General features: G+C 37.5%; 11 protein-coding genes. 3 read left to right on the forward strand and 8 right to left on the reverse strand.

Going from position 1 to position 13,290, the window contains the following annotated elements; translation table 11 throughout:
- The first annotated feature begins 85 nt into the window (after nucleotides 1–85).
- Nucleotides 86–1,156, forward strand: a complete 1,071-nt coding sequence (locus tag V7K73_RS26370; protein ID WP_334884514.1) for an acyltransferase family protein — start codon at nucleotides 86–88, stop codon at nucleotides 1,154–1,156.
- 112 nt (nucleotides 1,157–1,268) lie between these two features.
- Here V7K73_RS26370 and V7K73_RS26375 read toward each other — a convergent pair whose 3' ends face one another.
- The 8 genes from V7K73_RS26375 to V7K73_RS26410 form a co-directional block, all read right to left on the reverse strand.
- Entirely contained in the window at nucleotides 1,269–2,318 is a 1,050-nt protein-coding gene (locus V7K73_RS26375; protein ID WP_334884516.1) for an Npun_R2821/Npun_R2822 family protein, read from the reverse strand.
- 4 nt (nucleotides 2,319–2,322) lie between these two features.
- The gene (locus V7K73_RS26380; protein ID WP_334884518.1) at nucleotides 2,323–3,213 is read right to left on the reverse strand and encodes an Npun_R2821/Npun_R2822 family protein; all 891 of its coding nucleotides are present in this window, start codon (nucleotides 3,211–3,213) and stop codon (nucleotides 2,323–2,325) included.
- A gap of 3 nt (nucleotides 3,214–3,216) precedes the next feature.
- Complete coding sequence (locus V7K73_RS26385; RefSeq protein WP_334884520.1) at nucleotides 3,217–4,197, reverse strand: Npun_R2821/Npun_R2822 family protein; 981 nt, start codon at nucleotides 4,195–4,197, stop codon at nucleotides 3,217–3,219.
- A gap of 3 nt (nucleotides 4,198–4,200) precedes the next feature.
- Nucleotides 4,201–5,160, reverse strand: coding sequence for a glycosyltransferase family 10 domain-containing protein (locus V7K73_RS26390; RefSeq protein WP_334884522.1), 960 nt, complete (start codon nucleotides 5,158–5,160; stop codon nucleotides 4,201–4,203).
- Between the two features lie 42 nt (nucleotides 5,161–5,202).
- Complete coding sequence (locus V7K73_RS26395) at nucleotides 5,203–6,414, reverse strand: glycosyltransferase (RefSeq protein WP_334884524.1); 1,212 nt, start codon at nucleotides 6,412–6,414, stop codon at nucleotides 5,203–5,205.
- 4 nt (nucleotides 6,415–6,418) lie between these two features.
- On the reverse strand, nucleotides 6,419–8,740 hold the full coding sequence (locus tag V7K73_RS26400) for an ABC transporter ATP-binding protein (protein WP_334884526.1): 2,322 nt from the start codon (nucleotides 8,738–8,740) through the stop codon (nucleotides 6,419–6,421).
- Between the two features lie 93 nt (nucleotides 8,741–8,833).
- Nucleotides 8,834–9,985: a glycosyltransferase family 4 protein gene (locus V7K73_RS26405; protein WP_334884528.1), complete on the reverse strand. Its 1,152-nt coding sequence runs from the start codon at nucleotides 9,983–9,985 to the stop codon at nucleotides 8,834–8,836.
- A 112-nt stretch (nucleotides 9,986–10,097) separates the two neighbouring features.
- Complete coding sequence (locus V7K73_RS26410) at nucleotides 10,098–10,940, reverse strand: hypothetical protein (RefSeq protein WP_334884529.1); 843 nt, start codon at nucleotides 10,938–10,940, stop codon at nucleotides 10,098–10,100.
- Nucleotides 10,941–11,666: 726 nt separating this feature from the next.
- Here V7K73_RS26410 and gloB point away from each other — a divergent pair.
- Nucleotides 11,667–12,440, forward strand: a complete 774-nt coding sequence (gene gloB / locus V7K73_RS26415; protein ID WP_334884531.1) for a hydroxyacylglutathione hydrolase — start codon at nucleotides 11,667–11,669, stop codon at nucleotides 12,438–12,440.
- Between the two features lie 231 nt (nucleotides 12,441–12,671).
- Nucleotides 12,672–13,130, forward strand: a complete 459-nt coding sequence (rplI, locus tag V7K73_RS26420) for a 50S ribosomal protein L9 (RefSeq protein ID WP_094352304.1) — start codon at nucleotides 12,672–12,674, stop codon at nucleotides 13,128–13,130.
- Nucleotides 13,131–13,290: the final 160 nt, after the last annotated feature.

Here is a 13,290-nt window from a genome sequence, read left to right on the forward strand (position 1 = left end):
CTGTTAATATAGTGCCGAGGGTGCTATTGCCTATAAAACTTGTCAACTTAGTCTAAACTCTAGAATATAAGCATTTAGGATAAATATGAAAAATATAGAAACAAAAGATAGATTTTTAGTCTTTGACTTGCTCAGGTTTCTAGCAACTTTTATAATACTTTTTCATCATTTACCAAATTACTGTTTCGATTTTTATAACCTCAAAAACTTTGGAATTAACATCGATTTATCTGTATGTAATGAACTTAATACATATTTGGGACTTAGTTTATTTATATTTATGTCTGGATACTTGATTAATGTAAAAAAAACAAGCTTTCCAGACTGGACTACTGTAGGGACATTTTTATACAAAAGAATAATCAGGATTTTCCCAATGTACTATATAGCACTTATATTCTTTTGCTATATTTTAAATATCACTGAACCTTTAAGAATCATTATTCATATTTTAGGTCTACAATCACTATTATTTTCAAAACACTTGCCATCATTACCAACTCTGTGGTTTGTAGGCACAATTTTAGTATATTATTGTATTTTTATTTTTTGCAAAGCCGAAAAAATCAGGACTATATATAGATTATTGGCAATTGGAATTTTCCCTTTTATTGTTTCTTTTGCAAGTACATCGCTCCATTTTATGGATTACAGAATAAGTTTATATTACTGGATTTTTATCTTTGGCATTTACTGTGCTGAAAGCAAAATTTTGGAAACTTCTTGGCTCAAAAAAAATACTTTCATAATTACTGCTGGCTTCGTTTGTATTTTCATTAGTTGCTTTTTTTTGGAGAAGAAATACGGAATTGATGATTTGGGTCTGATAAAAAGCTATACAATTCTGAATATTCTGATGTTCAGTTTTATTTTATCAATTTATGGTATTTGTAATGCCATAGCAAAAATATTAAAGTCTAGTCAAATTATACAAGCAATTGCTTATGCTTCCTACGGAATGTACCTTTTTCACAGACCAATTTGGTTTTTTCTAAGAAAAATAGTACAACAAGGAATGGAAATTAATAATCAATACATACTGATGACGATTGAAATATTTATAGGAATTCCAATAATTTTTGTTTTTGCTTATTTGGTGCAGAGTTTTTATGAAAAATATTGCATACAATATTTACAGAATAGAAACATCAGCTAAAAATTGTATTGAAACAGTCTAGATAGGTAAACTAAGGAACATTTAAGTTGCATAAAAACAGGGCTGGAGGCGTTTACTACAAGCTAAACATTTTGAAAAAACAAGTATTGGATTAGTACCCATTAATTCTATCCTTGAAATTGCGGTAATTTAGCTTAATATTATTGATTCTTTGCTGAATAAAACTCCTAGTAGACTTTTGCATCAGCATGAGCGGGCTGGGGCGGGTAAAGCTTTGAGGACGTTCTTGAGGCGATTTTAAATAGCGATAATATAAGAAAACATCGCGGTAAGGGATATCAACATCTTCACCTCCACAAAGCCGCACAAAAGCTGAAGAAGATATACTCATATAGTGTAAATACGTCAACCTCCGCCCTTGGTCGTAAAGGATATTATCTACTACATCAAATTGAGAACTCCAGTGGTTTCCAGTTGCCTGTTCGCAGTCATGAAAAGCAAAGTTATAATAGGAAATTCCAGTTCTCAAAACCATGTAGTTAAATAAAGATTGGTCAGGTGCTAAAAAAGCCATAACATCTGCTTCACCTGATGTTAATTTTTTGAGCAAGTCGGCTCTGATTGCTGGATAAAAAATATTTTTCTTAGTAGCAAACCAACCAGCACAAAATACTTTAGATGGTAAATTATCTGAGTTGAAAACTTGCTGTATCTGATCTGGTGAGCCATCAAAAATAAATTTTAAGTTAGATTTATATTGAAAATCATTGACTACCCAATCGTAGTTATCTAATTTTTCATACACATAATCTACAGGCCCCATTAACAAGGTATCTGCATCAAAATAAATAAATCTATCAAATGGGCCATCGATAGCACAAAATTTGCGGTGCATTGGTAGCTCATAAAGTTCTGGAAAGCCCCACTCTCGCCAAGTTTTTTGTGCTCTAGGGTAATTTTTCCATATCTGAGTGGCAAAGTTATCCCAATAAGCTATGGAATCAGAATCTTCAAATAAGCTGATATTATCTCTAGATGCAATCTCTGCCTTTACTTTGTCTAATCGCTCATTATATGGAAGTATACAAATAGGAATTTTTCTACCAGCATTAGCTTCTATACTGTTGAGCAACGCAACTAATTGCTCATAGACAACATCATTGGCTAAGATGTAAATGCCATCAATCATTGGGATACTCATAATATTAAGTACGGGCAACAACAAAGGGAAATAAACGGCGAGTCAGTTTGGGAATGAAGGCGAATTTACCCTCATGGAGATAGCGATAATGTTCCCACAATTGCCAATAGGGACTACCAATTTTCATCCGCGTACCAGCCCAGTGGAGGTATTTTAGTCGTTGTCCTCGGTCGTAGAGGGCGTAGTCTTGCTGTTGGAAATTTTGCGAACCCGCCCAACTACCAGGCCCTCCCCCAGGAATTTTGACGAGATTACCACGTTTGGAAATTAACTTAAGAACAAGATAATTTAAAATTGGTTGGTCTGTAACTCCTTCAGAAAAATCGAAATATTCTCGATGTGCAGCACATTCGCGCAAAGCTTCATCCATTTGTTGTTCGGTAATAATTCCTTTTCTCGAAGCCCAAAAACCGCTATTGAAAACGTCTTCAAGTTGGGCATCTGAAAAAATTTGCTGCTCTTTCACAAATGGAGAAAAGATATTTCGCAGCTTGTCATTGGCATGATGGTAATCACAACAGAAGAAATCGATTTCTGAAAGTTTATCTAAATTGTCGGCAATTTTTTCAAAAACGACAATATCAGTATCAATATAAATAAACTCATCTAAAGGGCCAAACCATGCAACCAGTTTACGCATTTTGTTAGGTAAGGCGAGAAAATCTCGATCAAAAATTTCTCCGATGCGTTTGGTAAATGTATCAATAAGTTCTAAATCTGGGAAAATTTGCACTTTATGTAAGGTAGCAAGCTGCTCTGCTACCTTGTGATAATTTTCATTAAAAGGTATAAGATAAATGGTAACTTCTGGGTCATAGTAACGAATGCTATTGAGTAAAGCGATCGCATTATCAATAACCCGGTCATTGGCAACAATATAAATTCCCCTACTCATAAATTATCCTTGGTTAATTAACTTAAGTTTTCGCAAAGCTCTTGTAAGTAAATTTGGTGTTGGACCGTCATGATAATTTTTAGGAGGAGTTGTAAAGACTGGACGCAATTCTTGTTCGTGTAAATAACGATAATAGAGAAATAAATCTCGATAGGGGAACTCAATATTTTCTCCAGCGCAGACTGCTTGATTGATATTAGGAGGAATACCAATGTAATGAATGTAAGTTAGTCGATTGCCTTTGTCATAGAGAATATGCTCTCTTTCTTCAAAATGCTTAGATGTGGCAGAACATCCAGTTTTTTGATTATCTGGTAGTTGTTGAGCAAAGTTATAAATATAAAGATTAGACCTCATTACCATGTAGTTTATCAGTGGTTGTTCACCAGCCCCTTCATACAAAATTTCTGCTTCACCATTTTTTAAATGAGATATTAGCAAATCTCTTTGTTCTGAGTTAAATATGCCCCGTTTTGAGCCATAGAAGCCTGAGCAAAATATTTCGGAATCAATGCGCTTTTGCTCGAAAAGTTTTATTAATTTGGGAGAATTAACATTATATACTTTACTAGCATCTTTAAATTGAAAATCGTAGACAACAAAATCATAACTATCTAACTTTTCAAACACTGCCGCGAGGGAGTTCATCACCAAGGTGTCTGCATCTAAATAGATAAACTTATCAAATGGCCCATCAAAAGCACAAAAACGGCGGTGAGCGCCATACAAACGGAATTTACTCCGATTCAATCGTTCTGGTGCTGCTGAGAGCATAAATTGATCCCAGCGATTGATTGATTCTTGATTATCGTAAAGAAATACATTCGGGCGTTTAGCTATTTCATCAGCAATTCGCTGTGTTTGATCGTCAAAAGGATAGATACAAACAGGAGTTTCTGGGCCTAATATAACATCAATACTGTTGAGCAAAGCCACCAGTTGATCGAAAACATAATCATTGCCAAGGGTACAAATACCATTCATAATTTATGAGTGTTGAGCAGCAAAGTTTGATAACCAGTTAAATAGGTTTAATTTGTGTAAAATGATTTGACGTGCTTCTGCGATCGCATCTTTGGCAGCATACCAAGCATCAGGTGTAGCTGTGACTTCTTGGATGTAGGCAATGCCTTTTTCATCTAAACTGGGCAACCGCAAAAAACTACCCGGTGGCAATAATTTATCAGCAGCCGGTCCACCATAGTAAATTGGTAAACACCAGGCAAGTAAACTATCCCAAAGTTTCTCACTCACATACCAATTATTATCAGCATAATTTTCAATTGCTAGATTGTAATAATATGGTGCCATGCCATACCACTTATTACCCAGTTCTCCCGACTTGTTAGCCCATTGTGGTAAGTTACGCCCATATAAATCAAATTTAATGCCACTAGATTGTAGAGACTGCAAAAAGTCTAAACGCTGGCGATGATTCACAGTACGGCTAATTCCTGAAGTAATCCAACTACATGGAGCAACCTTTTGAGGAGGTGGCATTTCATTTAAATCTTGAAATGAATTTGAATGATACCAAATAGCAGGCATATAGTCGGGAGTAGGGGCAAAATCATCTGGACCAGAAACGTAGCCACAATACTTTTGAGCTTGTTGATAATTATGATTAGTGATTTCTACAATTTCATCTAGAGGCGGTTCTCTTAGTAAATAAATAATCCGCTCTTTACTCACATCACGCAGTAGAGATTCAACATTTAGTACTGGTTTTTGCTGCCGTTTACGAAAACTATCTAACCAAGATGTTTGCGGCGCTGCTTGGGGAAAATCAAATTGATACATCAGCAGATAATCTGGTTTTGCTTCCAATGCCTGCATTTGGATATTGTCCCAAACTCCAAATTGATTTGGAGTTTGTTGCCACAGCCAATCGGCTCTAGTTTCTAAACCTCGATAGCTGCTAATCATACCTACAGTTTTGATAGTCATTTTAGTTATTAGTCAGTTATTATTTTCATGAGTTATTTTTCGTTATACAACAAGTTGGGGTAACAGAGATTCATCAACATAACTCAAAATTTTTGCTGCTCTATTTTCCCAAGAGAACTGCTTGACAAAATTGATACTATCTGGATAACCTTCTATTTTTCGGGGATGAGTTTCTAAAACCCGTTTTAGAGATTCGGCAAATTTGCTGGGGTTATCTGGCTCACACCAAGCAGCGATCGCTTGAGTATCTTGAAATTCAACTAATGATGGAATTTCTGTTGCTACAATGGGAGTCCCAGAGGCGAAGTAGTCAAATAGCTTTAAGGGAGATGTGAAAGTTGCGGCTTTTCCCGAACAATGAGGGTGAGCTAAAACATCGGCTGCTTGTAGCAAAGATGCTAAATCATTATGTAATATATATCCCAAAAATTTAATATTATTAATCTGTTTTTCTTTCACCAATTGCTGATAATATTCCACTTCTGCGGGTTTTCCCCCGGCACAAGCAAATTGCACATTAGGCATTTCATTCGCCACATTAATTAATATATCAATACCTTTAAATTGCTGTAACGCTCCTGCATAAACTACTAATTTTTGGCTTTCGTCTTGCAATAATTTTTGACGCCATTCTGCGGCTTTTTCTGGTTGTCTTTCCATAAATAAGCGATTAAAACCATTGTGCAGTGTAATCACTTTTTCTGGTGGCATCCCATTTCTTATCATGCTTTCGCGGATGGTGTCTACAACGGTGACAGCAATTTGCAATAGCGGATTTGTAACAATTTCTGGCTCAAATGGTTTGTCTTCATGGTGGTGGTGTTCATAAATTGCCGGAACGCCATTTTTGATGGCAGCTTTGACAAAATTCCAGTTGCGACTGTGGACAATTTTAGTAGTTGGAAGTATGTGAAATGGTAAATAATACTTGCTGGCAATGGTGTTAGAGTCAGTAAATTTGCTCTGAAAATGGTCAATTGGCCAAGGCATCGGTAAGGGAGCAACTTTTAACTTTTCATGAAGGTTGTAATATTTGATAAGTTCTGTTGGTGTTTTTCTCGGTTGAAAAGGACGAGCTAAATTAGCTGGATTAATAGCTTTTGCTCCTTTTTCAGGATATACCAAAACTGTTGAGTATCCCAAGTTGGCAGCGCCGTTAGCTGCATTTGTAGACTGCACTAAGTGAGCCTCTGGTTGCGGTAACTCTTCACCAATGAAAAAAACATAGTGTTTTTTAGAAGCCGGATTTTTCATAACTTTAGATATTAATAATATTCTCAAAATCTTCTAAATGTTCGAGCAGAGATATAGCAGATTCATAACTTTCAGCAATTAATCCATTTTGTTCTTCTGTGGTGTATCTCAAATTATCACTTAGAGAGCGGAGAGAACTAAGGATGAGATTGAGAGAAGTCCGAAAGTCAGTGGAGAGATGATTAAAGGTCTGATAATAGGTGTTTATAATATCTTGCTTTTCTTCAGAAATTGAGATAATTTCTCCCTTGATTTGCAAGTTCATAACATCCTCAAAAACATCTATGGTGTTGATAATTCTCCAAGCTGATTTGTAAGAGTCTTCAATTACTTTCTGCTGTTCTTGGTAATCGTCTACCAAATCATCAAGTAATAAGCGCAGGAACCCAATCATTGAGTTTAATTGTGTCCGAATTTCGTGAGAGATGCGGAGCAAGCTTTGCTTGTGTTTAATAGCGGCTTCAGGATGTTCAACAAATTTCTTTGAGTTTAGGCGCATTGCCTTAAAAATTTTTGTCTGAATTAAGTTTTTGTTAGGGTGATCATTAAATTGCATTGAGTACAAACGTGAGTAGTAACCACCTTTTTCTAAAAGTTTTTCATGGGTTCCCACTTCTACCACCTGTCCTTGATCTAATACGGCAATTTGATCGGCTTTTTGGACTGTGGAAAGGCGGTGAGCAATTACAAGGGTTGTGCGATCGCGGCTCAAATCATCAAGTGCAGATTGTACTAAGCGTTCGGAAACGGTATCTAAAGCGCTGGTGGCTTCATCTAAAATCAGAATATCTGGATTTTGGAGTAAGGCGCGGGCGATCGCTAATCTTTGCCTTTGTCCACCAGATAACATCACGCCGCGATCGCCAATTAAGGTGTCAAATCCTTGAGGCAATTTGTTAATAAATTCATAAGCATTTGCCCGCTTGGCTGCTGTGAGAATTTCATCCTCAGTAGCCTCTTCTCGCCCATAAGCGATATTATTTCGCACCGAGTCATTAAATAGAAAGGTATCTTGACTGACAATCCCCATTCGCCTTCGCAGGGATACAACATCGAACTCCCGCAAATCAGTACCGTCAATGGTAATACTGCCAGCTACTGGGTCATAGAATCTGGGCAAAAGGTCTGCTAAAGTGGATTTACCAGCACCAGAACTACCTACTAATGCTAAGGTGGTGCCACGAGGTAAAAATAAATTTACATCTTTGACTACCAACTTTTCATGACCAGGGTAAGCAAAGCAAAGAGAATTAAAAGACACGCCCTCAACTAACTTTGTATAGGGAAGCTTACCCTTATCCATGAATGGCTTATCATGGAGGCTTAAAAACTCATTCGCCACATCTACACTGGCGGCGGTACTGGCAAAGTTGCTGCGAATAGTATTTAACTGAGAAATTAATGGTAGCACTCGCAACAGTACTAATAAATATGTCAAAAGTACGGTGGAAACAGAAGAAACCTGGCCAGCAAAGAAGGTTTTGCTCAAAAGTACAATCAGCAGTAAAGCTGTAATACCCATCACCTCACTCAAAGGTGTAATCGCTTCTGAATTAACCTGAGATTGGAAATCTGCTAACTCGCGATCGCGAATTAATTTTTTAATCCGTTGATATTCTTTTTCTTCATTTCCCGTCGCCTTTACCAGTCGGATTCCGTTCAAAGTCTCCAGCACAGAGATTGAATATGCTCTAGACATCTCACTAAGCTGCTTACCAAAAGTTCTCGACTGGGAAATGGCATACTGATTTATTAATGTCACCAACGACAGCAAAAGCGTCGCAGCAATTGTCAACTGCCAAGAGATTGATAGCAATAAACCGACAAAAACTAAAATTGTGATTCCCAGGATCACTATCTTGACTATACTACCTATAGCGCTTGCAGCCCGCCCAATTTCTCCACCAAGACAGTTGATTAAATCACCAACCTTCGTCTTGGCATAATAATCTATATCAATTTCTAGTAATAGCCTTAACCCGGTTTCGCGCATGTCTGATGTCAGCTTGCGGCTTAAAGAACTCGATGCTAAGGCGCTGGCATAAGTAGCTAAGTTTTTTAAAAAAATTGTCACTATAATCGTCCCAGCCATTACTAATATCCGGTAAGATTCGGGAGTATTATCAAAGGGAGATATCAACCTTTTTAGGATGGGAGGGGCAGAACTTAAATCTACTTGTTGCCCGACAATTTTTAAAATTACTGGCACAATTAAAGCTGTGCTAATTCCATTAAATAAGGCTCCAGAAAATCCTAACAATATTGTTAGCAGAATCAAACCTGGATATGGTTTAGCGAATCTTACTAGTAGTTTTCTGGTAGACATTGGGGATTTTTATGCAACTTTCATTATTAATATTATTCACAATTTACTTGTCAAATTTGCTAATCATCAAATAAATCAAACGCCAATCAAGATTTACAACCGAGCAATTAGCGACTTGAGTACAGAAGCCATAGTCTCTATGCTATAGAGTTCCACACATCTTTCTCTTGCCTTAATACCTTGCTGCTGTGCTGAGTCTAAATTCTGAAAAATCAATTGAATTTGTTCAGCAAGCTGTTCGGGACAATCAGGGTCAACTAAATAACCAGTATTACCTAAAATTTTGGGAATATCTCCAACGCGCGTCGATAATACAGGTTTAGCCATTGCCATTCCATCTGTCAACTTCAGGGGAAACTGAGCGCGAGCAGTCAAAGTATCTCGCTGGGGAACAACTACAATGTGAGCAGATGCTACAATTTTAGGCATTAATTCTACAGGACACCTTGGTAATTTAATAATCCAACGCCCCCACTTTTGAATCAATTTATCGTCATAATCATCGTAAGGACTACCACCCACAATCACTAATCTTAAATCTGGCTGATCCAACAAATCGAGCGCCATTAGAATGTCTTCAACCCCTTTGTGAGGTCGTGGTGCGCCAGGAAACATAAGAATTCGATACTCAGAAAGACCGTAATCCTTTCTGCTAGTCTCAGAATCATACTTCTGGGGGTCAAACATTGCAGTATCTTTACCATTCGGTACGTAAGTACCACCGAAGCGTTTTTGGAGAAAGTCAGTATCTATCGTTACTGCATCTGCCTTTGCCACTAAGTTTTCTATCCACTTGAGATATAGTGGATGATCTGGAAATTTTAATGCGCCATTTTTCTTGAAAATGTCACGATAAAATTGCTTAAGACTAGGACGATATTTCCACTCATCACCTCCATGCCAACTGAGTTCCCAGTCATCCATATCTAAAATTAAAGGACGACGACCACTAAATTTTTTCAGTAGCGATAGGCCAAAACTTGTAAACTTTGGTTTTACTGCATAAATAATATCTCCATCTATTTTTCGCAGGAGTTGACGAGCAGATATCAGAAATTCGGGATAATTTGTCCCTGGAAGAGAAACAATTGAAATGCCAGAGGGAGGAATAGCATACAGTTCTTTACCATAAATAAAGCCAACAATTTCCACTTGATAATTGAGGCTTTGCAGTACTTGAGCTAGTAAAAATGCTCGAATACTACCCCCTCCAGATAGATCGCCAACAACTAATGAAACTTTCAATTTTGATATTTACTCCTGCAAGTTCGCAATTTCAATATTAATAATAAATATTTAAATTTGTTCAGCATGTTATCCACAAAAAAGACTCGTGGATATATTCATTATGAATATGTCATTTCTTCCGCCAGGGATTTGTAACTTGATTTGGTAAAAATACTTTAGCAAATCTGTCAAATACCCTTGTATAGAAAGAACGGGTAACATTTTTAGCATATTGAGGTCGATAAGGATAGGTACAGTGAAGAACTTTAATTTGCTCTTGAATATCATAATCTTCTTCCCATTTACTGAGATAATTATAGGTTGGAGGTAGTATTTTCATTTTAGGGCTTACAGATGCGATCGCAGAAGCAAAAGCACCTTGATCTTTTAGGAGTAATTTATCTTGGTTATTTTTGATAATCTCAAAATAACGTTTAAATTCTTCAAAAAATACCTTGGTTACTTCTGTTTTCCGAAAAGCCATAAAGCCGCCATTATACTGCACACTATCTGCTTGTAATGGTAAACCTATTGATTGCAGAATTGGCAAAACATTTGGCAAAAGTTCTTCTTGATTACCACGTAATAAATTCGTAGCTTTAAGAATAGAAGGTTGCACATCTTCAGTTAACAAAAAGTCATACTCATCTAAAGACTCAAATACATCGTTGATATCAGAAAGTAAGCAAATATCTGAATCTAGGTAAATTGTTTTATCAAACTCAGAGGCTGCATATAGAGCTAGTTTTGCTTCCCTTGATGCTAAAACAGTATTTTCATTTGCCGGCGCTGGCTTTAGAATTACATTTTTGAAAACCTTTAATAACGGATAGAGAAACAACGGAACTTGGCCAATTAAAATAATTATCGGCTCTTGATGAAACTTCCTAATTGCCGCTAAAAAATGAATACAATCTTGAAAAGAGTATAGCCCAGTTAAAATTGTAATAAATCCTCTGCTTTCTGTTTTCATAAATAAGTTAAATAATTTGTAATCTTAGTCTGTCAAGTCAATCTAATTTGTCCATTCCCAAAAACTTTTAAGTAGGTAGGCATAATTAAACATAAGATAAAATCTCACCCTCAATCCCTCTATGATGCTTTGGAGAGGGAAGCCGGAGGCAGGGTGAGGTTATACTAAAAAACTTTTTGCCCTTGATACAAATGAACAAAATTTTCGCTGCAAGTACTAGATCTAAAAGTGTGAAATTATTTTCAATAACAAATGCCATAAAATTAACAGATAAGAAGGAACTATTGCCTATTTTTCCAGATGTCGAAGAGATTAAGAACATGTATAAAACCTCTAAAAATCAATAGTAATAATATTTGCTAAGGCTTTAATATATATATATAATTTAAATTATATTAAATTTAGCAAGTGACAAGAAATATCCCCTATGATTGAGTTGATTTTCTGGTATGCTTAGAATAGTAAATAATGCAATAAATTTAACTTTGTATTTGCGGTTATTTCCAGAGAAAATTCACTGATAAATCCAGATAACTTTTGCTTTGTTCTGCTATGTTTACCGTATAACTACGGTTGTATACTATCATAACTGTTAATTAGGCATTAAAATGGTAATACTTTGCGTATAAATCGGTAACATATTTTATACAATTACTTTATGGAATTGCTGAGGCATAGGATTGCTACTCGATACCAAACATCTATGTTGCAAGGGAGGCAGAGGTAATGCAGGTAATCCGTCTGGAAGCACTTTTAGACAACTACATATTCTTGCTATACGACCATAAACAAAATATTGCCGCCGTCGTCGATCCTGCGGAGTCTCAACCAGTATTAAAGAAGCTGGCAGAATTAAAAGCTGAGTTAGTAGCAATTTTTAACACGCACCACCATAACGATCATGTGGGTGGTAACAAGCAACTAATAGAACAATTCCCTCAACTGATAGTTTATGGAGGAGTGGAGGATCGTGGTAGAATTCCCGGACAGCAGGTGTTTTTGCAACAAGGCGATCGCGTCGAGTTTGCAGACCGCATAGCTGAAGTTATCTTCGTTCCCGGACATACCCGCGCTCACATCGTTTACTACTTTCCCCCAGAAAAAGCTGGTGAGACAGGCGACTTATTTTGCGGCGATACCTTATTTTCTGGCGGTTGCGGTCGCTTGTTTGAAGGAACACCGAGCCAAATGGTAGACTCTTTAAGCAAATTGCGCTCTCTACCCGATGATACACGCATCTGGTGTGCTCACGAATACACCTTGAAAAATCTGCAATTTGCCCTAACTGTAGATGGCGACAACGCCGACTTACAAAGACGCTTCAATGAAGTAAAAGCTTACCGTAGTCGAGGAGAAGCCACCATCCCCTCGCTGCTGGGAGTAGAGAAGCGAACCAATCCCTTTTTACGTTGGGATCAGCAATCATTACAATTAACCGTTAAGAGCAGCGATGCAGTCCAAACCTTTGCGCGGATACGGGAAATGAGAAATAACTTTTAGTCATTAGTCATTAATTATTCTTCCTCTGCCTCCCCTGCCTCCCTTGCCTCCCCTACTCCCTCATCCCCCACTCCCCAATTCATTCAATTTTCTCTAATAGTTGCGATCGCACCCTTCCTTTCGCTACGATCTGTAAGCTTTAGGGTATAGGCAAAGAAGCTTGGAATACAGCACTGACATTGTGAGCTATCTTACCCAAACCCGAATTAATCAGATTTTACAGGAAAAACGATGGCGAAACGCGTACAGTTAGTTTTAAATCAAGATATCAGCAAGCTGGGAAAATCTGGCGACTTAGTGGAAGTAGCTCCTGGCTACGCTCGTAATTATCTGATTCCCCAAAAATTGGCAACTAATGCCACTCCTGGTATTCTCAAGCAAGTAGAACGCCGTCGTGAGCAAGAGCGTCAACGGCAATTAGAACTCAGACAACAAGCTCTTGAGCAAAAAGAATCTTTAGAAAAAGTTGGCAGCTTGACAATTGCCAAGCCAGTTGGTGAAAACGAAGCAATTTTTGGTACTATCACCACTCAAGATGTTGTAGATGCAATTAAGGCAGCCACCGGTCAAGAAATCGATCGGCGTGGAATTACCATCCCCGATATTAACCACCTTGGTACTTATCAAGCCGAAATCAAGCTGCATTCAGAAGTAGCGGCACAAGTCGATATTCAAGTAGTCGCTAGCTAAGGGGACAGCAGGGGGGGATGAGGGGGCTGAGGGAGCAGGGGGAGCAGGGGGAGCAGGGGAAGAGTAATAACTCCTAACTCCTAACTCCTAACTCCTAACTCCTAACTCCTAACTCCTAACTCCTAACTCCTAACTCCTAACTCCTAACTCCTAACTCCTA

It is taken from the genome of Nostoc sp. (assembly GCF_036916975.1).
Lineage (GTDB): Bacteria > Cyanobacteriota > Cyanobacteriia > Cyanobacteriales > Nostocaceae > Nostoc.